Annotated in this window: 24 protein-coding genes; 6 read left to right on the plus strand and 18 right to left on the minus strand. The window is 68.1% G+C overall.

What is annotated here, in order from left to right:
• Positions 1–12: 12 nt before the first annotated feature.
• Positions 13–879 carry a GNAT family N-acetyltransferase gene (locus LOY02_RS03660; protein ID WP_317180974.1) on the minus strand — a complete coding sequence of 289 codons (867 nt, stop codon included), beginning with the start codon at positions 877–879 and terminating at the stop codon, positions 13–15.
• Positions 880–1,010: 131 nt separating this feature from the next.
• Between LOY02_RS03660 and LOY02_RS03665 the strand changes: the two genes are divergently transcribed.
• The 3 genes from LOY02_RS03665 (at position 1,011) to LOY02_RS03675 (ending at position 3,421) form a co-directional block, all read left to right on the plus strand.
• Positions 1,011–1,778, plus strand: a complete 768-nt coding sequence (locus tag LOY02_RS03665; RefSeq protein WP_317180975.1) for an ABC transporter ATP-binding protein — start codon at positions 1,011–1,013, stop codon at positions 1,776–1,778.
• Positions 1,779–1,787: 9 nt separating this feature from the next.
• Complete coding sequence (locus LOY02_RS03670; RefSeq protein ID WP_317180976.1) at positions 1,788–2,549, plus strand: ABC transporter permease; 762 nt, start codon at positions 1,788–1,790, stop codon at positions 2,547–2,549.
• Positions 2,550–2,647: 98 nt separating this feature from the next.
• Complete coding sequence (locus LOY02_RS03675; protein ID WP_317180977.1) at positions 2,648–3,421, plus strand: MerR family transcriptional regulator; 774 nt, start codon at positions 2,648–2,650, stop codon at positions 3,419–3,421.
• Positions 3,422–3,631: 210 nt separating this feature from the next.
• Here LOY02_RS03675 and LOY02_RS03680 read toward each other — a convergent pair whose 3' ends face one another.
• Positions 3,632–3,952 carry a DUF1330 domain-containing protein gene (locus LOY02_RS03680; RefSeq protein WP_317180978.1) on the minus strand — a complete coding sequence of 107 codons (321 nt, stop codon included), beginning with the start codon at positions 3,950–3,952 and terminating at the stop codon, positions 3,632–3,634.
• Positions 3,953–4,079: 127 nt separating this feature from the next.
• Here LOY02_RS03680 and LOY02_RS03685 point away from each other — a divergent pair, with 127 nt between their 5' ends.
• Positions 4,080–4,301, plus strand: a complete 222-nt coding sequence (locus tag LOY02_RS03685) for a hypothetical protein (protein WP_317180979.1) — start codon at positions 4,080–4,082, stop codon at positions 4,299–4,301.
• 49 nt (positions 4,302–4,350) lie between these two features.
• On the opposite strand, the gene LOY02_RS03690 is transcribed toward LOY02_RS03685, so the two are convergent.
• From LOY02_RS03690 to LOY02_RS03720, 7 genes are all read right to left on the minus strand, one after another.
• On the minus strand, positions 4,351–4,848 hold the full coding sequence (locus LOY02_RS03690) for a pyridoxamine 5'-phosphate oxidase family protein (protein ID WP_317180980.1): 498 nt from the start codon (positions 4,846–4,848) through the stop codon (positions 4,351–4,353).
• Positions 4,849–5,062: 214 nt separating this feature from the next.
• Positions 5,063–5,647 (minus strand): GNAT family N-acetyltransferase, encoded by a 585-nt coding sequence (locus tag LOY02_RS03695; protein ID WP_317180981.1) that lies wholly within the window; start codon positions 5,645–5,647, stop codon positions 5,063–5,065.
• 102 nt (positions 5,648–5,749) lie between these two features.
• Positions 5,750–6,415: an organomercurial lyase gene (gene merB, locus LOY02_RS03700; protein WP_317180982.1), complete on the minus strand. Its 666-nt coding sequence runs from the start codon at positions 6,413–6,415 to the stop codon at positions 5,750–5,752.
• Between the two features lie 9 nt (positions 6,416–6,424).
• Positions 6,425–6,799 carry a YciI family protein gene (locus tag LOY02_RS03705; RefSeq protein ID WP_317180983.1) on the minus strand — a complete coding sequence of 125 codons (375 nt, stop codon included), beginning with the start codon at positions 6,797–6,799 and terminating at the stop codon, positions 6,425–6,427.
• Positions 6,800–6,986: 187 nt separating this feature from the next.
• Positions 6,987–7,511, minus strand: coding sequence for a hypothetical protein (locus LOY02_RS03710; protein WP_317180984.1), 525 nt, complete (start codon positions 7,509–7,511; stop codon positions 6,987–6,989).
• Between the two features lie 16 nt (positions 7,512–7,527).
• Positions 7,528–8,004, minus strand: coding sequence for a DUF6069 family protein (locus tag LOY02_RS03715; RefSeq protein WP_317180985.1), 477 nt, complete (start codon positions 8,002–8,004; stop codon positions 7,528–7,530).
• A complete protein-coding gene (locus tag LOY02_RS03720; RefSeq protein ID WP_317180986.1) occupies positions 8,001–9,026 on the minus strand; it encodes an RNA polymerase subunit sigma-70 in 1,026 nt (341 codons plus the stop codon). Before LOY02_RS03720 ends, LOY02_RS03715 begins: the two co-directional genes overlap by 4 nt.
• A 147-nt stretch (positions 9,027–9,173) precedes the next feature.
• Here LOY02_RS03720 and LOY02_RS19220 point away from each other — a divergent pair, with 147 nt between their 5' ends.
• Together LOY02_RS19220 and LOY02_RS03725 are read left to right on the plus strand one after the other, a co-directional pair.
• The gene (locus tag LOY02_RS19220) at positions 9,174–9,503 is read left to right on the plus strand and encodes a VOC family protein (RefSeq protein ID WP_410505911.1); all 330 of its coding nucleotides are present in this window, start codon (positions 9,174–9,176) and stop codon (positions 9,501–9,503) included.
• An 11-nt stretch (positions 9,504–9,514) separates the two neighbouring features.
• Positions 9,515–10,042 (plus strand): GNAT family N-acetyltransferase, encoded by a 528-nt coding sequence (locus tag LOY02_RS03725; protein ID WP_317180987.1) that lies wholly within the window; start codon positions 9,515–9,517, stop codon positions 10,040–10,042.
• A gap of 571 nt (positions 10,043–10,613) precedes the next feature.
• On the opposite strand, the gene LOY02_RS03730 is transcribed toward LOY02_RS03725, so the two are convergent.
• From LOY02_RS03730 to dnaB, 9 genes are all read right to left on the minus strand, one after another.
• Complete coding sequence (locus LOY02_RS03730; protein ID WP_317180988.1) at positions 10,614–12,164, minus strand: NADH-quinone oxidoreductase subunit C; 1,551 nt, start codon at positions 12,162–12,164, stop codon at positions 10,614–10,616.
• Complete coding sequence (locus tag LOY02_RS03735) at positions 12,161–13,690, minus strand: proton-conducting transporter membrane subunit (protein ID WP_317180989.1); 1,530 nt, start codon at positions 13,688–13,690, stop codon at positions 12,161–12,163. Before LOY02_RS03735 ends, LOY02_RS03730 begins: the two co-directional genes overlap by 4 nt.
• Entirely contained in the window at positions 13,690–14,349 is a 660-nt protein-coding gene (locus LOY02_RS03740; RefSeq protein WP_317180990.1) for a hypothetical protein, read from the minus strand. The genes LOY02_RS03735 and LOY02_RS03740 overlap by 1 nt, the downstream gene beginning before the upstream one ends.
• A gap of 36 nt (positions 14,350–14,385) precedes the next feature.
• Positions 14,386–15,345, minus strand: a complete 960-nt coding sequence (locus tag LOY02_RS03745; protein WP_317180991.1) for a respiratory chain complex I subunit 1 family protein — start codon at positions 15,343–15,345, stop codon at positions 14,386–14,388.
• A complete protein-coding gene (locus LOY02_RS03750; protein WP_317180992.1) occupies positions 15,342–17,432 on the minus strand; it encodes a proton-conducting transporter membrane subunit in 2,091 nt (696 codons plus the stop codon). Before LOY02_RS03750 ends, LOY02_RS03745 begins: the two co-directional genes overlap by 4 nt.
• A complete protein-coding gene (locus LOY02_RS03755) occupies positions 17,429–17,800 on the minus strand; it encodes an NADH-quinone oxidoreductase subunit B family protein (RefSeq protein ID WP_317180993.1) in 372 nt (123 codons plus the stop codon). The genes LOY02_RS03750 and LOY02_RS03755 overlap by 4 nt, the downstream gene beginning before the upstream one ends.
• Before the next feature lie 107 nt (positions 17,801–17,907).
• Positions 17,908–18,267, minus strand: coding sequence for a metalloregulator ArsR/SmtB family transcription factor (locus LOY02_RS03760; protein ID WP_317180994.1), 360 nt, complete (start codon positions 18,265–18,267; stop codon positions 17,908–17,910).
• Positions 18,268–19,127: 860 nt separating this feature from the next.
• Entirely contained in the window at positions 19,128–19,865 is a 738-nt protein-coding gene (locus LOY02_RS03765; RefSeq protein WP_317180995.1) for a DUF998 domain-containing protein, read from the minus strand.
• A gap of 276 nt (positions 19,866–20,141) precedes the next feature.
• The gene (dnaB, locus tag LOY02_RS03770) at positions 20,142–21,971 is read right to left on the minus strand and encodes a replicative DNA helicase (protein ID WP_317180996.1); all 1,830 of its coding nucleotides are present in this window, start codon (positions 21,969–21,971) and stop codon (positions 20,142–20,144) included.
• Positions 21,972–22,036: the final 65 nt, after the last annotated feature.

A 22,036-nucleotide genomic window follows, 5' to 3' on the forward strand; every position in this document is an offset into this window, starting at 1 on the left:
AGGGTGCACGACCTATGGGCCTCGGGTCAGGTCCGGCGCCTCGGGGAGCTGTTGGAAGCCGGCCGACGCGTAGGTGGCGACCGCGCCGACGTTGGAGCTCTCGGCACACACGAATGCGCTGGACGAGCCCAGTTCTCGGAGAGCGGCCGCCGCGGCGACGGTGATCGCCGTGCCGTAGCCGTGACCGCGATGGTCGCGGTGCACGCCCATCGGTTCGAGCAGCCCGGGCCTGCCCGGTCCGGCCGACCACACCGTCGCGGCCGCCACTGCACTGCCCTGGTCGTCGAACGCGACCAGGCAGTGAGCGTCTGCATACGCAGGCCCGGCGGCCATCGCCTGCCAGCGCTCCACCGTGAACGTGGACCGCTCGAATGCGGCGCGCTGGACGGCCACCCGCAGGTGAACTCGGTCCGGACTGATCACCTCGATCCGCAGACCGCAGTCCTCCACCGGCTCGGTGAGGTCGCGCTGGAGCGGGGTCCACGGCTCGCCAACGACCCACCCGTCGGCGAGGAGCAGCCGTTGGAGCAGCGCGCCACCGCGCGCCTCGATGAATGCCTTCCCTCGAGGCAGGATGCCGCGCTCCGGCTGAGCCGCGTCGGCGGCGATCTGTCGAGCCAGCTCCTCGTCGTGCTGGTCTTCCGGTGCGACCGCCAGTCGCAACAGCTCAGGACTGTCCAACAGCCCCACGGCGCGGATCTGTCCGTCGCGGCTCCAGGTCCGGACCGCGGCCGCAGTGACCTCCGCACCGAATCGCCAGTGCCAGCCCAGGTCCCCCGGATGCAGCTGCGTCGGAGCCTCGTCGTGCTGCCACTCCCGCAGCACGCGCACAGCCTCGCTCAGCCCATCCACATCCGGCGTGCCCAGGACGATCGTCATGTCTCCACCCCACACCCCCGCGCCAAGAGTGCGCACCTGGTTATCGGATGCGGCCGCCCTGGTGGGCCCCAGCCAGCCACCCGCGATGGCGACTTGACCTTGACGCAGGGTCAGGGTTGCAGGCTGATGCCATGACCACGAGACAAGCCATCGAGATCGTCGGACTCATGAAGTCCTACGGCAACCACGCGGTGCTCAAGGGCGTCGATCTGAGCGTGCCCTCCGGCTCCATCTTCGCCCTGCTCGGCTCCAACGGGGCCGGCAAGACCACAGCCGTGAAGATCCTCTCCACACTGCTCAAGGCGGACGGAGGAACCGCCACCGTCAACGGATACGACGTCGCCAGCGCGCCGGCCCTGGTGCGCGAGTCGATCAGCCTCACCGGACAGTTCGCCGCTGTCGACGAGGTCCTCACCGGGCGTGAGAACCTCGTCCTCGTCGCCGAGCTGCGACGTCTCGAGGATCCCGGTCGGGTTGCGGACGACCTGCTCACGCGATTCGCGCTGACCGATGCGGCCGGGCAAAGGGTCGCAACGTATTCCGGCGGCATGCGCCGACGCCTCGACATCGCGATGAGCCTGATCGGCGACCCGCCGGTGCTCTTCCTCGACGAACCGACGACGGGGCTCGACCCGCAGTCGCGGATCGAGGTCTGGAAGACCGTGCAGGACCTCGCCGGCCGAGGCACGACGATTCTGCTCACCACGCAGTACCTCGACGAGGCCGAGCACCTGGCGGACCGGATCGCCGTCCTGCACGGGGGCCGGATCATCGCCGACGGGACCCTCGCCGAGCTCAAGCAGCTGCTTCCTCCGGCCGAGGTCGAATACGTCGAGAAGCAGCCGACCCTCGAAGACATCTTCCTCGCGATCGTCGGCCACGACGATCCCCGCAGCTAAGGAGCCCCGATGACCACCCACACCCTCCACGACACGCGCGTCCTGCTCAAGCGATCCCTGCGCCACATCCTGCGCAGTCCGGACACGATCATCACCACCGCCATCACCCCGATCGCCATGCTGCTGCTGTTCGTCTACGTCTTCGGCAGCGCGATCGACGTCGGCGGCGGCAACTACGTCAACTACCTGCTGCCCGGGATCCTGCTCATCACCGTGGCCTCCGGCATTGCCTACACCGCGTTCCGGCTCTTCACGGACGTCTCCGGGGGGATCTTCGAACGGTTCCAGTCGATGCCGGTCGCCCGATCGGCCGTGTTGTGGAGCCACGTGCTGACGTCCGTCGTGGCCAACCTGACCTCACTCGTCCTCGTCGTGCTCGTCGCGGTCGCGATGGGCTTTCGATCTGGCGCCGGCGTCCTCGCTTGGCTCGCGGTCCTCGGGATCATGGTGCTGTTCACCCTCGCGCTGACGTGGCTGGCCGTGATCCCCGGGCTGACCGCGAAGTCGGTCGACGGGGTGAGCGGGTTCTCCTACCCGCTGATCTTCCTACCGTTCATCAGCTCGGCCTTCGTGCCCACCGCAGGCATGCCGGGCCCGGTGCGCTGGTTCGCCGAGAACCAGCCAGTCACCTCGATCGTCAACACCATTCGCAACCTCTACGCCGAGCAGCCGGTCGGCAACGACGGCTGGATCGCACTCGCGTGGTGCGTCGGCCTCCTGCTCGTCGCCTACGCGCTCGCGATGCGGACCTACCGCAGCAAGATCGCCTGACATGCCCTCGCCGAGCACGGCGGCAGACCGTGGCCCGCGACCACCGGAAGCTGCGGCGGCTCAGCCACGACGTGGCCAGAAGCTCGCAGAATGGGGCCATGCTGACGATCAGCCAGATCGCATCGTATGCCGGTGTCACCGTCCGAGCGGTCCGCCACTACCATGCCAAGCAGCTGCTGGCCGAGCCCGAGAGAGACCACTCCGGCTACCGGCGCTACGACGCCGCAGCAGTGGTGGAGCTCGTCAAGATCCGCACCTTGGCCGACGCCGGCGTGCCGCTGTCACGGGTGCGTGAACTCCTTGCGGCCGATGACGATGAGTTCGCGGCGGCGGTCGAGGACATCGACCGCCGCCTGCGTGGCGAGATCCGGGAACGTCAGCGGCACCGGGAGCGGATCGCCAAGCTTGCGGCGGGCGACAGCCTGGCGTTGCCGCCCGAGGCTGTGGCCTACCTCGACCGGATGCGCGAGCTCGGGTTCCGGGAGCGGCTGATCGAGGTCGAGCGCGACAGCTGGATCCTGGTCTCGGCCCAGATGCCAGAAGCAGTCGCTGACCTCATGGCGATCAAGCACGCGCAGATCGAGAACGAGGTCCTGCGTCGGCTGTATCTCGACATCGGAGAACTCGCCGACTGCGCACCAGACGACCCGCGGCTGCCCGCGCTCGCAGACCGCGTGGCCGCCTTCATCGAGGCTGCGGCTGCAGACGCCGTCGGGATCGAGGACGAACACCCCGTCAGCGACGAGCTCGTCGCGCTGCTCGATGCCGCATTCCTCGAGTCCTTCCCGTGCGCGCCGCGGCTGCTCGATCTCCTCGAGGACCGCGGCTGGACGGGCTGGACGAACATCAGGCGCAAGGAGGACGCGACGTGACGCCCTGACGGGACTGCTCTGCGACGGAATGGCGCTGCGGCAGGAGCCAGCGGAGCGTGAAATGTTCCTGGCCGTGGTGTCCGAACGATGCGAGCGCGTCGTCGTGACGGTGAGCGGCAGCCGGCCGGGCTGCCCCCGAACTGGAGGGCGGCGTCACCGTCGTCGACGTGCCCGACGATGCCGCGGCTGAGTACTGGGCCGCGGCCTGCATCAGGTGCTGTGGACGAGCAGCAGCGACGACCTCGCCGAACGCTGACGCACAGCCCTCGCAGCAGCGTATTCAGGAGAGGCATACCATCGCCGCGCCGCAGCCTCGTCCTCGAACTCGACGACAACGAAGCGATGAGGTTGCCAGTCCCCTTCCAGCACGTCGACCGCCCCGCCACGGACGAGCCAGCGACCGTGGTATTTCTCCGCCGCAGCCGACGACAGGCGCTTGTAGTCCTCGTACACCGCCGGATCGATCACCTCGATGTCGGCGACGATGTAGACCTTGCTCGTTGACGTACCACGCCCAACCTCGCTGTTCATCGCGTCAGTGTCGCGCATCGTGCGAATCGCTGCCCGGAACCGAGGCTCCGGGTGTCGCGCCCACAGGCCCGGTCGCCCGTTTGGGACCGGCTTCCCGCGCTGACCTCCGGGGCGCATACTGGTGGCAATGGCAACCTCATCTGCACGCCCGCGTCCTCGCCACGCCAGCAGTCCCTTTCAGGCCGAGCCAGAGCCGATCGCCGAGCAGTTCGTGCTGGACGACCGGGTCTCGCATGACTCCTACGGGCTGGGTCGAGTCGTGGGTGTCGACGCAGGGGGAGTGACCGTCGATTTCAGCACCAGGACGATTCGGATCACGACGCCCTGCCGCAAGATGACGAAGCTCTAGCTGACTGACCGGACGCTGAAGCGCGATCCCTTCGACGCAAGGACGGGTTTCAGGTGGGCTGACGCTCGGCCCGCTGGTGGATCAGTTCCTCGACCGCGCTCGGGAGCGTGGTTTCGAAGTCGATGAGCTTCGCCCACGTCGGGGTGATGACAATCCGGACCATGCCGTCGTAGAGGGAGCGCACCTCGGCCTCCCACTCGACGCGCTGTTCGGCGGTCATGGTGTAGCTGCCGTTCATCTGCAGGTACTCGTCCGGGATGCCGTCCACGACGTCCAGCTCAGCTCGACCGCGGATGAGCAGGATCTTCGGCGGGTGCACTTCGGTGTCGATCGTCAGCGCGACCGATGGGTTGCGGCGCAGCGCGGGCAGCTTCGGGGCATTCTTCGAGGTGCAGACGACAATCTCCGAGCCGTTCCAGGTGAATGCGATCGGTACATTGCGGGGCGTGCCGTCCTTGGCGACGTAGGCCATGCGCAGCAGGTCTCGAGCCAGGAGCTCTCGGCTGATCGGGAGGTTCAGGACCGCGGTGATCTCGTCCGGTTGCATGGTGGTGTCTCCCTTGTCGGTGTCGGGGAGTCCCAGTCGGGTCTCCTACCCTTGGGAACGGAGCCGCGTGAACCTTCTCGACATCCGCGGCGCAGAGTCTTGGCCCAGGATCTGGCGGTCCCGGCCACCCTCGAGCCCGTGCCCGCGTCCAGTCCAGATGCCGCGCCCCACTCTCGCCCCCACCGGGCTGAACAGCACCAGGTGAAGGAGCGGTTCAGATCCTGGCCGCCTCGACCGTCAGCGACATCACGCAGTGGTTCTTGCCCTTCGCACGGTCATAGGCGAAGCCGGCCTCCTCGTACATGTGCCGGGTGCCGTTGTACAGGAACGACGGGTTGACCTTCTTGCCTGGCGTGTCCTGCGGGTAGCCCTCGACTCGGCCACCGCCCTGGCTGGCAATGAGCTCGAGCGCACCATGCAAGGCGACGGCGGCGAGCCCCGTGCGCCGGTGCCGCCTGTCGACGAAGATGCACGTGATCCGGTAGTCCGCCGGGGTGACGACACCCTCCTCGTACTGCTTGCGGTGATGGATGTTCGGCAGCTCCTCGGGCGTGCCGTACTCCGCCCAGGCGACCGCCTCATCACCCTGGAAGACCAGGGCCGCATGCGCGACGCCTTCGCGGACCATGCGCTCCTTGTACGGCCGGTTGAGCTCCTCCTCCTCACGGTCCTGCGGGTGGAACTTGGTGCACCAGCAGCCTGAGAAGAGTCCGGAGTTGCGCTCGACCATGGCGACGAAGTCGTCCCAGGTCGACGCGTCGAGAGCCTTGATCGTGTAGTCCCCCATGTTGTCTCCCATGGCTGAGTCGAAGTCTGCCCCTACACATGGTCCAGCGACCCACGCGCCTTCTCAAGATCGTTCCACCTGGACTCCTCACCGGCTGGGTGCCGGAGAGCCCGGTCACTCCGGAAGGCCCCAGAAGGCGCCAGCGAGTTCCACCCTGCGGAGGTAGTCCGCGGCTGCGCTCGGCTCGCGACGAACGTAGCCCCGCTCGAGCCGGCCGGCGTACCAGCCTGACGCGAGCCGCCAGAGGGTCGGCAGGTCCATCACGTAGCCGCGTGCCTGTTCTGCCTTGTCGAGCCAGGTGGCCACGCAGGCCTCGGAGCAGAAGATGCGTTGATTGCCGCACGTGTACACGACGTCGTCCCACATGCGGGCGGCCGGGACCAAGAAGTGGGCGACCTGTCCGCCTGGCGGAGGCTCGTGATCGCCGACTCGCCACGCGTGGGCCTGCTCGCACGCCGGACAGGTGGTGGCGACCAGCATCGGACCCTGGTCCGGCAGCAGGTGCGGCAGCGCGAAGGAGTCCCACGCGCACCCGCCCCACCACAGGGTGTCCCGCCCCATCACCGAGAACCCGAGGGGGACAGCGGTGAACGGGTGGGCCATGGTGATCTCGCCGTCGGCGCCGAGTGCGACGTGGCGCTGTGCCGCGAGGGTGACCAGGCCGGCGCGGACCTGCTGCTCACTCATGGTCGGCAGTTCAACGGCCAGATCGGCGACCCGAGGGATCTGCCCACGGCGAAAGAGACGGTAGACGGCCAGGCGTAGGTCCTCCGTGTCCATGGTGGGAGGTTAGCCACGGTCCGGAATCTCGGTCTGGGGCTGCGGTTTGAAGCGGCGGACCTCATGGGCCCAACCACAGGCCTCCGCGATCTTGCCGGCCCACATCGTGGCGCTCTCGTCGTCGGCCACGTCCACCACGGCGAACCCGCCCAGGAACTCCTTGGTCTCGACATAGGGTCCATCGGTGATCAGCACCGTGCCGCTGGTGGGGTCGGCGCTGTAGACCGGACCGTCCTCCTCCTCAAGCCCTCCGGCGAAGACGTACACACCGGCAGCCTTCATCTCGTTCACCACTGCCATGGCGAGCGGTCCGCGCCCGCGGAACCACTCCTCAGTGTGGTCGCCGACCCACTGCTGGTTGAAGTAGATGAGGTACTCGGGCATGGCTGCTCCTACCGCTCCGGCGGACCCTGGTGGACCACGTTCACTTTCCCAACGAACAGCCCCAGGCCAATCCGACACCGTTCCACCACCAATGAACGCCACGCCGGTGGAAGGGGCTCACCTGTGGTCTCCAGCCCCAGAGTCGTGCAACGGCGCGGTGCCGGGTGGCTGGCTGCTGAAGGCGGAGTCATCCGCCGATGATCCATCGGGCCGCGTCCTCAGCACTGAGATCGTCCTGAAGAAAGATGCGCAGCTCCGATGGGGCGAGGGGGCTTGGCACGCGAACCGCGCCGAGCACGTGCTCGTCAGCTCTCAGCACGAGGCGCCCGCCATCACCCTTCTCGACCACGTCCTTGGAGGCCTGACTGAACGCCATTGCTCCCTCGGCGTCGAACTCCACGTCGATGGCAGGGATGCCGTCACGTGCGGGAGTGGCCGAGACCACTCCAACGCGGATGAAGTCTGACGCAGTGACCACGATGTGCTCGCCGCCGACGGACACGCAATCCGGCCCGGAGCCCGGCGTACATGTCTGCGAGGCGGCGAGCTGCACCGCGCCCCCGCGGTCTGATGTCGATCGAGCCGGGTCTTCGGCAGCGACTTGTCCACACGCGCCCAGGGCAAGCAGCATGCCGGCCAACCCGATTCGCCAGGACCTGCCCACAACGACCTCCTCGTCGCCACCTGCTCGGCTGTGATCACGATAGGTCACCTTCGGATCTGCAGGCTCAGCGGGTGCGACCGCCTGCTGGACCGGTCTGCTTTCGAAGGCTCCGCACCAGGCTGGGGATCATCACCGTCGCAGCGACGAGATGCAGCCCGAGGAGGGTGATGGTGGTGGCGGTGTTCGCGCCGACGAGGAGGGGCGGGACCAACGAGATCGCGGTCAGCGACATCGCCGTCCAGAGGAATCGCTCGGCGGGGCGAGTGCTCCAACGAAGAAGAGCGACGGCAATGGCAACACCAATGACCGAGAAGAGGCCCGTCACCACGGCGAGCCCGGTCAACGGGATCGTCTCGCCACCGTCGGGGATCTCGAAGTCGACGCCAAAGACCTGGGCAAGCGCGGCAGCGAGGGTGGTGGCCGCCATCGCCGCAAGCGCGGCGACGAAGCCGGTGACGGCTACGCCGCGGAGCCGGTTGGTGTGGGTGGTCTGGACCGGTTCCGCGCCTGCGACAACCCGGGTGTCATCCAGGCTGTTCATGCCGTTCCCTCCTTCCGTGCCTGGCGTTCCCCGCCGTCGGCTGGCAGTCCCTCTGGCAACCCGAGCCGCGGGAACTGGTCGTCGTGGAACGTGGTGATCTCGGTGATCGTCCCGCCGGTGATACGAAGGACATCGATCGTCAGTGGTAGGTAGGCGGCCTCCCGCTCCTGCCAGAGGTAGAAGGCGACAGCGGGCTGCCGGTTCACGGAGGTCGGAACGGCACGCAGGCGTCCCAAGGCCTCGAAGCCGCTCTCGGCCCAGTCCTTCACCACCGCATCGCGGCCGACGTAGAGGCCTGGCGTGGGCGGCATGGAAGAGCGGACGTCGTCGCGCAGCAGGGCGGCGAGCCCGTCGATGTCGGTGGCAACGCTGGCGTCGGTGTAGCGGCGCACCAGCTCGCGCGTCGCGGCGTCCTCCTCACCGCCGGTCCAGTCCTGTCGCTCGGCGGGCAGGTGCTCCCGCATGCCGGCGCGAGCCCGCTGTAGGGCGCTGTTCACCGAGTTGACGGAATCCCCGAGGAGTTCCGCGACGTCCTTCGCCGGCCAGCCGAGCACGTCCCGCAGAATCAGGACGGCCCGTGGGCGCGGCGCGAGGTGCTGCACTGCGACGAGGTAGGCCAGCTCGATCGTCTCCCGCGCAGCGACCAGTGCCTCCGGCTCGTCCGCGTTGTCCGCGGGTAGCTCGTCGAGCAGCCGGTCCGGGTAAGGCTGCAGCCACAGCACCTCGCCGCCGGTCGCAGGCTCCGGGCGCCGCTTGGCGAGCAGGTCCAGGCAGGCATTGGTGGCGATCCGGTACAACCACGCCCGCAAGGTCGACCGTCCCTCGAAGGTCTCCCGCCGTCGCCAGGCGCGGAGGAACGCCTCCTGCACGGTGTCCTCGGCGTCCTCGAACGACCCGAGCATCCGATAGCAGTGCACGTGCAGCTCCCGCCGGTGCCGCTCCGTCAAGCCCGCGAAGGCCCTCTCGTCGACGTCGCCCAGACCGTTCACTCCCCGCTCCTCCAGTCGCGTGTCCACACTCATCACGTCATCCTTCCGTCTCCTCGTATCCCGTCGTAGATATGACGGCTGTGGGCGCTACAACTCATCACCGAGGAACCAAGTCCGTGACGAGCGTCCTCCGACAACGACTGTCTCTGAGGCCCTGGCAGGCACGGCCACGTTCGCCTCGTGACGTGGAATGGGAACAAGCTGGACCTCGTCCGGCTTGCTGAGGGCGCGAAGGCCAAGAGCCGACTCCATGTCGACTTCAGGCCGGCTGACCAGGGCGCCGAGGTGGCTCGTCTGACGGCTCATGGCCCACGGCGTGCAGGTACTGCCCGCAGGGACGCCTCTGGGTTTGTCCTGGCAGACCCGGAGGAAACGAGTTCTGCGTCCTCGCGGCGGACTGACGCGCACTCGATGGTCCTGCCGGTCTCACGCGGGTCCGGTTGTCCGAGGGTGTTGGTACGTTCAGCGCTGATCGATGGTGCGCCGCAGGGGAAGGGCGCGTGTGGCTGAGGAGGGTACGTGTGGCTGAGGTGGTACTGCGGCCGGTCGAGGACTCCGACCTCGATGCGTTGTTCGAGATGATGCGGGATCCGGCGTCGGTCCGGATGGCCGCCTTCACGGCCGAGAATCCCGATGACCGCGCCGCATTCGATGCCCACATGGCTAAGGTCCTGACGGCGCCCGAGTCGACCAACCGTGCGGTCACTGTCGATGGCCGGCTCGTCGGCACTATCGCCAGTTTCGTCCTCGATGGAGACACGGAAGTTACCTACTGGATCGACAGGGCCTTCTGGGGCCAGGGCATCGCCGGCCGTGCGCTCGCCCTGCTTCTGGAATCGGTTCGCGTGCGGCCCGTGTTCGCGCGCGCGGCTAGCGACAATGTGGGATCGATCAAGGTGCTTCAGAGGGCAGGATTCGCGATCATAGGAACGGAGATCGCGTTCGCCAACGGGCGCAACGCCGAGATCGAGGAGACGATCCTGCGACTCGACGAGCCCGCGAAGTCCGCGCCAGCCGAGGAGTCGGGCGGTGAGAGGCCGACCGACTGAGTTCGGCAGATCCGCTTTCTCCGGCATGGCCGACACCTACCGGCCTCGGGCCGCAAGGAGCAGGTAGGGCGCACCACGACCGCGGCCAGCCGTTGGTCTCCTCGAGACGGCGGATGTGCTCGGCGACCGAGGCGTCCAGGCTGTCGTGGACCCTCGGGTATCAAGTCTCCTGGATGCTGACGGCAAGCCGGTGGTGGCGCGGGTCCTCGATCTCGTCGAGCAGCGCGATCGCAAACTCTGCGTACGTGCTCCGGCTGGCCGAGTCGCCATGCTCGGCAACCCGACACCCCGGGCAAGGTCGAGGCAAGGCCGACCACCACCAGGGGGCGCACCCCTGCCCCAGCCAGGCCGGTGGCCAGCGCGCTGTCGGCACCGTCGACCTCGACGAGCCCCTCGTCGGCGGAGACAAGCACGGACGGGAGTCGAACCGTACTGTGCCCGAAGGCTCCTCGCTCGAGGAGCGCGGATGGACAGGGTGGACCGACGTCAGACGCAAGGATCAGGCGGTGTGAGCGGTCCGGGGTAGCCCGCGCCCCGGGGACCGCATGTCGCCGCCTCTGGGCTGCCCGGATCACAGGTCGTTGCCGGCGTAGGACAGGTTGAAGCTCTTATTGGTCAGGGGAAAGTCAGGGACGATGGTGTCGGCGAGGCTGACCGGCACCGCGGGCCAGTTGAGGAAGGACGGGTCCACGATCTTCAGCCGTCGGATCGTCTTGTCGGGGGCCAGCTCGATCCGATGGACGATCGTGCCGCGCCATCCCTCGACCAGGCCGACACCCGACGCCTGGCGTGCTATCCGGCCCGGCTTGCTCTGGATCACATCGCCGTCACCGGCCAGCGCCAGAAGGTCCTTGATCAGCAGCGCCGAGGCCTGGAACTCCTCGACGCGCATCAGGAACCGGGCCATGACGTCGCCCTCGGACTTCGTCACCAGTTGCGCGCGGGTGGTGGCGTCGGTGAAGGGGTGGTCGTGGCGGGCGTCGATCCGAAGTCCGCTGGCGCGGGCGACGTAGCCCACGGCGCCCAGGTCTCGAGCCTGGTCCGTGCTGAGCACCGCCGTGTCGGTGAAACGGTCGCGCACCACGCTGTGACCCAGGGCAAGCGAGACGATGTGGTCGGCCTCGGCGGCGACATGATCGATGGTTGCGGCCGTGGGTAGGGCCCGCAGGCGCGCCCCGCCGGGGATGACCGCGCCGCGCAGCAGCCGGTGGCCGGTGGTCTCGGCGTTGAGCCGGAGGAGCTGTTCCCGCAGTGTGAGGGCGTGGGCGTTGAGCAGTCCCTGGCCGACGTCGTTGCACAGGGCACCGATGTCGGTGATGTGGTTGTAGAGACGCTCCAGCTCCAGGACGATGGCGCGCATCAGCTGGGCTCGAGCCGGCACCGCCCAGTCCAGGGCCTCCTCGACGGCCAGACTGAACGCGAGAGCGTGTCCGACCGAGGTGTCCCCGGAGACCCGCTCCATCAGCGGCAGCGCGTCGAAGACCGTCCGGCCCTCGGCGTGCTTCTCGATGCCGCGGTGGACGAACCAGAGCCGTGCCTTGAGCTTGAGGATGGTCTCACCGACGACCGAGAACCGGAAGTGGCCGGGTTCGATGAGGCCGGCGTGAATCGGGCCGACGGGGATCTCGTAGACCCCTGGACCTTGGACGGTGGCGAAGGGGTAGGGCTGGTCCTCGGAGCCGAACGCCGGAGGTGCGCCGGCATCGCGGCGCATCGGGTACCAGCCCTGGGGCCAGTGCTGGTGTCGCACCAGGCGCCGAGGCAGGGGATGGTCGACGGGGATGATGCCGTACAGGTCGCGCATCTCGCGTTCGAACCGTCCCGCGGGAAACGACAGCCCGGCCAGCGTGGGCACCGAGGGCGCCTCCCGGTCGGTGGTGAGAACCAGTTCGACTCGGCGGTCGGGTTGCCCGGCGAGGAAGAGGTAGATGACCCGGAACCGGTCATTGTCCTCGTGTGCCGCGACCAGGCCCAGCCGGAAGCCGCTGCCCAACAGCTCGGTGGCCCGCGTTCCCAGGGTGTCCGCGGACACCTCGACCTGACGGCGGTGGTGGTAGTGACGGCTCTCGACCGCCGGGAAATCGGTCGGCGGTGGGGTGTCGGGCCGCTCCTGTTCGCTCATCTGGCACCTCCGATCAGGCTGGCCGACTGCAGCAGCTGGTCCAGCGGCCAGGCCACCATCCCCAGGACGGCGAGAACGACCAGGCCCAGCACCAGTGGGGACAAGGCCGCGGCAGACCGGTCCACGGGCTGGCCGGCGGCCACTCGACCCAGCAGCATCGGGGCCACGTGCACGGTGATGGCCACGAAGATGATCGCGACCAGAGCCATCGCGGCCGCGATCACCCAGCCCAGTCCGGCCGACGTGCCCGCCCGGGCCAGGCCGACCTCGCTGGCGAACAAGCTGAAGGGCGGCAGCCCGAGCAGGGCGGCGATTCCCGCGGCGAAGACAGCCGCGAGCGCTGGGCGTCGGCCCAGCAGTCCGCGCACGGACCGGATGCTCGTGCTGCCCTCGGTGGCCAGGATGCGGCCGGCGCTGCAGAACAGGACGGCCTTGCCCAGGCCGTGGCCGACGATGTGCAACAGCAGTGCGGCCACCGCAAGTGGGGTCCCGATCGCCACTCCGATGACGACCAGAGACATGTGCTCGATGCTGGAGTAGGCCAGCAGCCGCTTGTAGTCGCTCTGGGCGATGATCAGGGAGGCGGCGAGAGCCAGCGAGCCGAGCGCGACGATCAGCAGCAGCAGCCGTACCTGGTGCTCCCCCAAGCTGGGTGCCGCGATCACCCGGTAACGCAGCAGCGCGTAGACCGCGACCGGCAGCAGCACTCCGGACATCAGAGCCGACACGGGAGCCGGGGCCTGACTGTGCGCATCGGGCAGCCAGCTGTGCAGAGGTGCCATGCCGGCCTTGGCTCCGAACCCGAGCACCAGCAGGGCAAACGCGACCCGCATGACATCCGGGTCGAGCTGGGCTGCGCCGGCCGCCAGTGCGGTCCAGTCCAGCGCCTCGGACTCGGCCAGCCCGGCGTGCCGGGCTGCGTAGTGCACCAGGACGGTGCCCAGGTAGGCCAGAGCGATGCCGACCGAGCAGATGATCAGATACTTCCAGGTGGCCTCCACCGCACCCCGGGACCGATGGTGGCCGACCAGGAACGCGGTGACGATCGTGGTTGCTTCGATCGCTGCCCACAGCAGCCCGAGGTTGTTCGCTACGACCGCCAGCACCATGGCCGCCAGGAAGGCCGGCAGCAGCACGCTGTAGGCGCGCACCCGCCGATCGGTGGTGTGGCCGCCACTGATCTCGCCCCGGAGGAAGTCGACGCTGGCCGTGGTGGCGATCAGCCCGACCGCGCCGATCACGATGAGCATCACTGCCGACAGCGCGTCGATGCGAAGGGTCGAGCCGATCGAGGCCACCTCGCCGCGCACGTTGACCACGGCAGCCGCAACGCCCGACCCGAGGATCACGGCGGCTGCGACGATGCTGGCTCGGACGGCGAGCAACCGGCCGGCCCGGACGAACAGTGCGGTCACGCTCACCAGCAGCGGTGCCGCCAGCGGCAGCACGACGAGCAGGCCGCTCAGCGAGGACTGCGCCGGTGACACGCCGCTGAAGTGGATCGATGGTGAGGTCAGGTCAAGCATCAGTCCCTCAGTCCTCGCAGCTCGTCGATGTCGGTTCCTCCGAACGTGGCGCGGACGTGGCTGGTGACCACCAGCAGCACCAGCACCACCAGCAGCAGGTCCAGCGAGACCGCCAGCTCGACCACGGCCGGGATCCCCGCGGTGAGCAGGAACGCAGTGGCGGCGATCCCGTTGTCCATCAGCAGGAACCCGACCACTTGGGAGATGGCGCGGCGGCGGGTGACCATCACGAACAGGCCGATCAGGACCATCGCGAGACCGACCGGTACGGCACGGGCCTCCGGTCCCGGGCTCAGGGCGACAATGGGGCCGCTGGCGGCATAGGCGACCAGCGTCAGCAACGACGCGGCGAGGATCGACGCGGGGACATTGACCAGCGGCCGGGTCTCGCGTGCCTCGCCGCCACTGCGCAGCGCCCGTCGAAGCACCAACGGCAGCACCACACCCTTGAGCAGCAGCACGCCGACGGCTACGACGTAGAGCTCAGCGCTGTCGTGGCGGATGCCCAGCAGCATGGCCAGCAGACCCAACAGGGCACCCTGGACGATGAGCAGGCTTACCAACGCGGAGAGCTGGCGTCGCCACAACGTCAGCACCGCAGCCAGCAGCAGGCCGCCGCACGCGACATACAGCAGCTGGGTGTAGACCTCGCTGGACAAATCAGGACCGCCTTCGATGCGTGAGCTGGGTCATGGTCATGCCAAGAAGAACGAGGTGGACACGGCGAGCACGCCGAACAGGAACGAGCCGGCCAGCAGCTCGGGCACTCGGAACAGTCGCCACTTGGCCATGAACACTTCCACAGCGCTCAACGCCGCGGCCGCGACGCCCACCTTGACCAGGAATACGAGGGCGCCCAGCGCCAACGCGACCGGCGTGGTCTCCCCCGGGATGCCCCAGGGCAGGAACAGGTTGACCCAGAGCCCGAGCAGGATCGTCAGCCGGATCGAGCTGGCCAGTTCGACCACAGCCAGGTCGCGTCCGGAGTACTCGAGGATCGTCGCCTCGTGGATCATCGTCAGTTCCAGGTGCGTGGCGGGATTGTCCACCGGGAGCCGACCGGCCTCGGCGACCACGACGATGGCCAGTGCGGCCGCAGCCAGGAGTACCGCCGGCGAGAACACCTCGCCGGGAGCCTGCTGGCTGCGATCCACCAGCTCTCCCAGGTTGGACGAGCCGACCCGGACCGCCAGCGCGAAACCGGTGAGCAGCAGCGTCGGTTCGGCCAGGGCCGCGACCATCATCGTCCGGCTCGAGCCCATCCCGCCGAAGGCGGACCCGGTGTCCAGCCCGGCAAGGGCGAAGGCCACCGAGCCCAGCAGCATGAGGGACACGACCGCGTACAGGTCCGCGACCGCGTCCAGGGGCGAGCTGGTCGCGATGAAGGGCGCCACCGCGACGACCACCAGCGACGCGGACAAGGCCACGGCGGGAGCCGCGACGAAGACCAGGGAGGAGCCTTCAGGAGTGATCGGTTCCTTGCGGAGAAGCTTGCGCACATCGCGCCACGGCTGACCCACGCCGCCGCCGACCCTGCCCTCGAGGCGGGCCCGCACCTGGCGCATCAACCCGACCAGATACGGCGCGGCGGCAACCACCACGACCATCTGGAGCAGCACCCCGACAGCGCCCCACCAGCTCCAGGAGCCGTTCATGAGGCCACCACCGCCGCGGAGATCAGCACGACGATGACACCGATGAGGCCGTAGGCCAGATACCGGTGCAGGCTGCCGTTCTGCACCCGGCGGGCGAGCTGCGCCCACCGGTTCGCCGCCCTCAGGACCGGCGGATACAGGCGGGCCTCGACGCGGTCCCCCACCCGTTGCCGATACGTCACACTCTCCACCAGGTACCGCGACTCCTCATAATGAGTGACGTCCACGTCCTGCTCCGGGCGCAGGACGTCATCGAAGACCCTGATCAGCGGCTCGGCATACGAAGTGGCTGTGTACTGCATCCGCGGGCTCAACCGGGTGCCGCCACAGCCCCACACCAGCGACCGACGCCGCGCTCGACGCGCCGCAAGGGCGCGGAACCCCACCGCGACGACCGTGACGCCCAGTGCGAGCGCCAGCGCGATCAACACCGGGGAGATCGACCCGCGCACCCCTGACAGGATCAGGTACGCGTCAGAGCGCACCGGTGGGCTCGCACCGATGCCAGGCAGACCCGCAATCGCCCGGGAGACGGCTTGGATGGGGGCGGCCGGCCACAGCGCCAGCACCCCGCACGCGGCCGCAGCCAGGCCCATCCCCACCGACAAGGCAACCCCACCCTCGGCGGCGGACGCGGCCTGAGGGGACCGGGGACGAGCCAGGAACCCAATCCCCCAAGCCTTGACGAATGTCGCCACGCCCAGTCCGGCGGTCAGCGCCACCGCGCCGACTGCCAGGGGCATGGTGACCGCCATGAGCAGATTGGGGGTACCAGACGGGGGCAGGCTGTGGATCAGCCCCTGCAGCAGCAGCCACTCCGAGACGAAACCGTTCCCCGGTGGCAGACCTGAGGCGGCCAAGGCGCCAACGCCGGTGAGCACAGCCGTGATCGGCATGAGCCGCACGAGACCCCCCATCCGGTCCAGGTCCCGCAGCCCGGTGGCGCGCAACACCGCGCCCGCGCCCAGGAACAACAGTGACTTGAAACCCGCATGGTTGACCGCATGCATCAACGCGGCCAGCAGCAACAGGCCGACCAACGGTGAGTCGCCGTCGGTGGCGACCAGACCGGCCGCACCGACACCGACACACACCAAACCGAGATTCTCCGTCGTCGAGTAGGCCAGCAGCCGCTTCAGGTCGCTGGCCACGACGGCCTGCAGCACGCCGTACAACGCCGAGACGACCCCCAGCGCGAGCACGATCAGCGCCCACCAGCTCGGGCCTCCACCGAGCAGGTCGAACCAGACCCGGACGATCCCGTACAGGCCGAGGTTGACCATCGCCGCCGACATCAGCGCCGACACATAGCTGGGGGCTTCCGGATGCGCCCGCGGCAGCCAGACATGCAACGGAACCAGGCCCGCCTTGGAGGCGAAGCCGGCCAGACTCAGGAGGAAGACGGCAGAACGCGCAGGCTCCGACAGAGCGGGGGCCGCCCCTCGGATCCCGTCGAAGGTCTCGGTGCCCGACCAGGCGGCGAGCAGGACCATGCCGACCAGAATCACAACGAAGCCGGCGTGGGTCATCGCCGCGTACCACACACCGGCCTGACGCACTTCCACTCGCTCCCGATGCTCGGTCAGCACCAGGACCAGCGAGGCGAGTGCCATCAGCTCCCATGCCACCAGGAAGGTGGTGATGTTTCCGGCCGCAGGAACCCACAGCATGGCGGCCACGAACAGCGGCAGAGAGGCCGTCGCCCACCGCGAATCGATCCCCGTGGCGCCGGACGCGAGGTTGCCGTGCGTGTCGTCACCGTCGTGGGGCTCATGGTGCCTCTGGTGGACGTAGCCGATCCGATACACGCCAACGACGACCGCGACCCCACCGATCATGACCATGAACAGACCCGAGAGCCCGTCGATGTCCAGAACCACCCTGCTCAGCGGAAGCAGGAAGTCGACCGACGTTCTGTACGGGCTGCCGAGCACCGCCGCCGAGCCGGCAAGGACGCCGCCCGCCCCGACCAGGCTGGTGACCAGCCCCGAAGCGCTACGGCGTGCATCGGCGGGCAGCACCGCGGTCATCACGGCAAGAGCAGCGCCCAACGCGACACATCCCAGCCCGAGCGCGATAGGGCTCATCGACCGCTCACCTCGCGCAGTGCGGCGATGATCGCCTCCGGACTCGGTGGACATCCGCTGATCTCTCGGTCCACCGGGATCACGTCCGACACCGCCCCGACGACGCCATACGCGCCGGCGAAGATCCCGCAGTTCTGGGCGCAGTCGCCCAGGGCCACAACGAGCTTCGGTGCCGGCATCGCCTCGTAGGCCTTGCGCAGCGGGTCCGCCATGTTGCGGGTCACCGGCCCGGTCACCAGCAGCACGTCAGCGTGTCGTGGTGACGCAACCAGCCGCACACCGTAGCGCTCCAGGTCATAGACCGGGCCGAAGGCCGAGACGATCTCCAGCTCACAACCGTTGCACGAACCAGCATCGACATGACGCACCTGGATCGACCCACCGAACTCTCCACCACGCGAAGGCCCACCATCTGGCGCATCGGGCGCCGGTTCCGCCACACGCCCCACGGCACGAATCCGCTTGAGCATCGCCCTCAACGGATTGCCTTCCGAACCTGGTGGCGACGAGTCGTCCGCACGTCTTCCTGCAAAGTGCTGAGCTGGTCAGAGACCAGGCTGGTCAGCAGCTTGCGTGCCACCGTGAGCAGGTCCGCGATCTCGTGACTCACCATCGAGTAGTAGACGGTGGACCCCTCTTTGCGGGTCGTCACCAAGCCCGCGCGACGCAGCACGGCGAGCTGCTGTGACAGGTTCGAAGCCTCGATCTCGAGCTCGCGCAGGAGTTCACCCACCGACCGTTCACCGGTGCTCAACAGCTCGAGGACCCGGATCCGGGTGGGATGACTCAGCGTCTTGAAGAACTCAGCCTTCAACTGATGCAACGGCGTGGTCATCTGATCCTCCCCATCCCTGGGTCCTGATCGCTTTCTCCGGGAGCGGGGCAAGGCTCCCATGAATTGAAGACATTTTCAACACTGGACATGTTCAGGATGTCAACTCGGGTCGAGGGCCCACTCGGCAGTCGCGATCTCTACTCCTGCGCAGCCCCGAGCGCGCCGTGGGAGCACCTGATCGCATCAGCGACGCTGCCGATGGCAACCAGCACACCAACGAAGGCCAAGTACGAGCCGAGCTCTCCAGCGGCCGCCCCGAGGTCACCTGACGTTGCGGCCAGTCGCTGTAATGGTGGCCCGTTCTCACAGACTTGGCTGCATCCCGACAGGTCCCCTTCCTACAGAGCCCGCCGCATCTCGACAGGTGTCGCGGTGCAGCCAAGCTTGCAGGCCGTTGTGCGGGCTACCTTTCATGCTCGATCGAGCCCGAGGCGGCCGCGCAAGATCCGCTTGGGCACAGTGCTGTAGATCCAGCTGCTTCTCCGTGAGCTGGCGCTGGGTGAGAGGAGGCCAGGCCGGGCTGGGACGCAGGACGACGAGCGGGCCTGTGCTTGCCGCCGGGCGCAGGGTCGTGCCCACCTGGGCGGGCTGGCTTCCGGCGACCGTGAGCTGGCGGTGCGCGACCCTCGTACTGCATACCGCCCGGGACCACGTCGCGGCAGTCGTCGACTGCTGTCTGAAAGCCAGGCGGCGGGGTGATCGCCGTGCACCGGGCGCCGTCGACCGTCTGGGTGCCGAACCAGGCCGCATGGCCGTTGGCGGCAGTGGTGACTTTGCCGAGGCCGTCAAGGTGCTCGAGGTCTCGGTGGCCTGACCGGTGTCCTTCGGCCGTGGCGATGGGACCTGACAAGGACGTGACGCTAGCCGTGGGGTGTGGCCGCTGATGCGACCGATTGATGGCGATCAGGTGTGGACGTCGGTCGTGCACGGCCGCTGTCGAGATGCAGCAGGCGATACGACACCAGTGCAACCCAGGCGAACCAGGCGGTCAGCCCCACGCGCATCGCGAGACCGCCACCCTCGACCTCGAACCCGGAGAGCATCGTCCCCCCGATCATTCCGGCGACGGTCGCGAAGCCGGCCACCAGCGTGGGGAGGCGCCGGCCCTGCCAGTGCTCCGACTTCGTGAAGGCACGCGCCAACGCGAAGATCGCGACAAACATCGCTGTCACCGTGATGAGCGACTCGACCTGGTGCGCCGTAGCGAGCCCAGAGGTCCCACCGGCCTCGCAACCCGCATCGATGGCGCGACAGTCGAGCCGGAGAAATCCATCGAGGAACACGCCCACGCCAACGATCCCCAGGGCCAGCATCCCGACCTCGCTTGGTGGCCGGAAACTTCCCGCTCTCCAGAGGGCGAAGGCGAGGGCCGCGACGAGCAGCCCCGTCAGGTTCGCCCCGACCTGGTTGTAGATCCAGGACTGGTCGGCGGTGACCGCGCCGAGGTCACTCACTTCATCGTTGAGAAGGCTGAAGGCATCCGGCTGTGCCATCCCACCCACCGCCCAACCGACCGTGAAGGTGAACGGCGCGAGCAGACCGCACAGTGCACCCAGGCGAACCAACACACTCCGCTTGCGGGCTTCGGTTCCTGGCATCGCGTCTCCTCGGTCAGTGGGCGAGCGGGACGCGCGCGGATACAGGGCGACCCACGAAACAACCCTCCTCCCCCGGCGTGAACGAAGACATCCGGAGCGACCCTGACTCGGCCCTGAAGCTGGCGCCGTCAGATCAGGCGGATCGGATCAGAACGAGTAGACGAGTGGTATGCCTGAGGTGGGGGTCAGTTGGTTCCACCCTGACGGCCTGTGGAGAGTGAGCCTCGGAACAGCGAGCGCAGCACCCACGAAAGCACAGGTGTCCCGACCGCCACGTCAGAAGTTCGTCGCCATGTTGGTGAACCGGCTGAAGTGGCCCTGGAAGGCGACGACGATCGTGTCTGTCGGACCGTTTCGGTGCTTGGCCACGATCAGGTCCGCCTCACCCTCGCGAGGCGAGTCCTTCTCGTAGGCGGCCTCTCGGTGCAGGAGGATGACCATGTCCGCGTCCTGCTCGATCGACCCGGATTCACGAAGATCGCTCATCTGGGGCTTCTTGTCGGTGCGCTGCTCGGGCCCGCGGTTCAGCTGCGAGATCGCGATGACCGGCACCTCGAGCTCCTTGGCGAGCAGCTTGAGCGCGCGCGAGAACTCTGAGACCTCCTGCTGTCGTGACTCGACGCGCTTCCCCGAGGACATCAGCTGCAGATAGTCGATGACGACGATCCTGAGGTTGTGCCGCTGCTTGAGGCGACGACACTTCGCCCGGATCTCCATGAGCGACATGTTGGGCGAATCATCAATGAAGAGCGGCGCATCCGAGACCTTGCCCATGGTCGAGGCAAGCCTGGTCCAGTCCTCCTCACGCATCGTGCCCTTGCGCATGTGCTGGAGCTGGATACCCGCCTCCGCGGACAACAGTCGCATGGTGATCTCGGTCTTGCTCATCTCGAGTGAGAAGATCACGGCGGCCATCTTGTGCTTGATCGCTGCGGACCTCACGATGTCGAGCCCGATCGTCGAGTTGTGCGTCGGGATCATCGTCGTGCCGGCGAGGTAGAGGTGGTCGGTGGCATCGACCTCGATGCACCGGACCGGCACTGACTCGACGGGCTCGATCACGTCGATCTTCCACAATGCCAAGGTGATTCCGACGACGCCCGCACCGGGAACGCGCTCGATCGTCACGACGCGGCCCGCACGCAGGGCGGTCAGGATCTCCACCGTCGTGAGGATGCGCGTCTCCGAACCGTCGAGCCGGACCGACCACTGGTGCTGCTCGTCGGCGACGAGGACGGAGCCATCGGAGAACGCGACCCGGTAGCACGGCCGGCCCTGCATCACCGACGTCGCGGCCACGACCCGCGTCGGCCGTCCGTCGGAACCGAGCACGAGGTCATCGACAGCCACCTCGCCCATCGTCGTCCACCCGCCGGGAGTCGCCAGGGGGGTGTCGAGCGCCAGCGCCTTCCCCATGGCGGGTCGCGCCGCGATGACGATCATCTGGCCCGGATGAAGGCCGTTCGTGAGCTGGTCGAGGTCGGTGAATCCTGTTGGTACACCGGTCATCTCGCCAGATCGACCGGAGGCGACCTCGATCTCGTCGACGGTGGCCTCGAGGATGTCGCCGATGATGTTGTAGTCCTCGCCGCCACGCTTGTCGGCGACGGAGTAGACCTCCGCCTGAGCGGCGTTGACGATGTCCTCGACGTCCCCGCCGCCCTGCGCGTATCCGAGCTGGACGATGCGCGTCCCCGCCTCGACGAGGCGTCGCAGGACCGCGCGCTCGGCGACGATCTGGGCGTAGTAGCCGGCGTTCGCCGCGGTCGGCACGGAGGCGATGAGCTGGTGCAGGTAGGCCTGTCCACCCACCCGGGCGATGTCACCGCGTTTGGTCAGCTCGTCCGCCACGGTGATGGCGTCGGCCGGCTCGCCCCGCCCGTAGAGGTCGAGGATCGCGTCGTAGATGAGCTCGTGTGCAGGGCGGTAGAAGTCGGTGCCCTTGAGCTGCTCGACGCAGTCGGCGATGGCGTCCTTCGAGAGGAGCATGCCGCCGAGCACCGACTGCTCCGCCCCGACGTCCTGCGGCGGCAGACGGTCGTCGGGCGGGCCACCGTCTCGCGACGACGTGGCGAACGCACTCGTGCTCAGCTCATCGAGCGACACCCGCTCCCCTTCCCTGACGACGTCCTACCCCTGACACAACTGCACCACGCGCCACTGACATCACG

Origin of the sequence: Intrasporangium sp., assembly GCF_032907665.1 — a bacterium.
Classification (GTDB): domain Bacteria; phylum Actinomycetota; class Actinomycetes; order Actinomycetales; family Dermatophilaceae; genus Intrasporangium.

What these genes read in the sequence shown, in the direction of transcription:
- LOY02_RS03690 (WP_317180980.1), bottom strand. Translation starts at nt 4,848, where the DNA reads ATGCAACCGGACGAGATCACCGCGGTCCTGAACCTCCCGATCAGCCGA.
- LOY02_RS03680 (WP_317180978.1), bottom strand. Translation starts at nt 3,952, where the DNA reads ATGAACAGCGAGGTTGGGCGTGGTACGTCAACGAGCAAGGTCTACATC.
- merB (WP_317180982.1), bottom strand. Translation starts at nt 6,415, where the DNA reads ATGGACACGGAGGACCTACGCCTGGCCGTCTACCGTCTCTTTCGCCGT.
- LOY02_RS03675 (WP_317180977.1), top strand. Translation starts at nt 2,648, where the DNA reads ATGCTGACGATCAGCCAGATCGCATCGTATGCCGGTGTCACCGTCCGA.
- LOY02_RS03715 (WP_317180985.1), bottom strand. Translation starts at nt 8,004, where the DNA reads ATGAACAGCCTGGATGACACCCGGGTTGTCGCAGGCGCGGAACCGGTC.
- LOY02_RS03765 (WP_317180995.1), bottom strand. Translation starts at nt 19,865, where the DNA reads ATGCCAGGAACCGAAGCCCGCAAGCGGAGTGTGTTGGTTCGCCTGGGT.
- LOY02_RS03760 (WP_317180994.1), bottom strand. Translation starts at nt 18,267, where the DNA reads ATGACCACGCCGTTGCATCAGTTGAAGGCTGAGTTCTTCAAGACGCTG.
- LOY02_RS03705 (WP_317180983.1), bottom strand. Translation starts at nt 6,799, where the DNA reads ATGCCCGAGTACCTCATCTACTTCAACCAGCAGTGGGTCGGCGACCAC.
- LOY02_RS03735 (WP_317180989.1), bottom strand. Translation starts at nt 13,690, where the DNA reads ATGCTTGACCTGACCTCACCATCGATCCACTTCAGCGGCGTGTCACCG.
- LOY02_RS03730 (WP_317180988.1), bottom strand. Translation starts at nt 12,164, where the DNA reads ATGAGCGAACAGGAGCGGCCCGACACCCCACCGCCGACCGATTTCCCG.
- LOY02_RS03665 (WP_317180975.1), top strand. Translation starts at nt 1,011, where the DNA reads ATGACCACGAGACAAGCCATCGAGATCGTCGGACTCATGAAGTCCTAC.
- LOY02_RS03660 (WP_317180974.1), bottom strand. Translation starts at nt 879, where the DNA reads ATGACGATCGTCCTGGGCACGCCGGATGTGGATGGGCTGAGCGAGGCT.
- LOY02_RS03745 (WP_317180991.1), bottom strand. Translation starts at nt 15,345, where the DNA reads ATGAACGGCTCCTGGAGCTGGTGGGGCGCTGTCGGGGTGCTGCTCCAG.
- LOY02_RS03670 (WP_317180976.1), top strand. Translation starts at nt 1,788, where the DNA reads ATGACCACCCACACCCTCCACGACACGCGCGTCCTGCTCAAGCGATCC.
- LOY02_RS03720 (WP_317180986.1), bottom strand. Translation starts at nt 9,026, where the DNA reads ATGAGTGTGGACACGCGACTGGAGGAGCGGGGAGTGAACGGTCTGGGC.
- LOY02_RS03695 (WP_317180981.1), bottom strand. Translation starts at nt 5,647, where the DNA reads ATGGGAGACAACATGGGGGACTACACGATCAAGGCTCTCGACGCGTCG.
- LOY02_RS03750 (WP_317180992.1), bottom strand. Translation starts at nt 17,432, where the DNA reads ATGAGCCCTATCGCGCTCGGGCTGGGATGTGTCGCGTTGGGCGCTGCT.
- LOY02_RS03685 (WP_317180979.1), top strand. Translation starts at nt 4,080, where the DNA reads ATGGCAACCTCATCTGCACGCCCGCGTCCTCGCCACGCCAGCAGTCCC.